General features: G+C 68.1%; 1 pseudogene. It reads left to right on the top strand.

Annotated elements, in window-relative coordinates:
- Positions 1–404, top strand: a pseudogene (locus EN994_RS35140) (ribonuclease E/G); the annotation flags it as partial.

Below are 404 nucleotides of genomic sequence, written 5' to 3'. Positions count from 1 at the left end.
CTGTTGGTGTTTCCGAAACTCCTGCCACAGCTGAAGCTTCGGACGAAGGCCAGGGCAAGAAGCGCCGGCGCGGCAAGCGCGGCGGCAAGCGCAACCGCCGCGAAGACGGTGAAGGCGAGGCTGAGGCAAGTGCTGGCGAAGCAGCCGACGCGTCCGAAGGCGAAGTCTCGGCAACCGAGGTGATCGCCAGCGAGCCGGTGGTTACCGCAGCGGCCGAAGAGCCGGTGGTGCTTGCTCCGGCCAATGACGACGCGCCGAGCATGGAGAAGCCGAAGAAGCCACGCCGTGCCGCCAAGCCGAAGAAGGCCGCAGCCGAAATCGTCGCCGAAGAGCCGGCTGCCGAGGCGGAAGCACCGGTCGAGACGCCGGCCACGGCGTCCGACGAAGCAGCGGCTGTCGAGAAG

Source organism: Mesorhizobium sp. M7A.F.Ca.CA.002.09.1.1 (assembly GCF_003998555.1).
In the GTDB taxonomy this organism is placed as follows: Bacteria; Pseudomonadota; Alphaproteobacteria; order Rhizobiales; family Rhizobiaceae; genus Mesorhizobium; species Mesorhizobium ciceri.
Note: the sequence above shows the minus strand (reverse complement) of the source record. Positions and strands in the feature narration are given on the sequence as shown.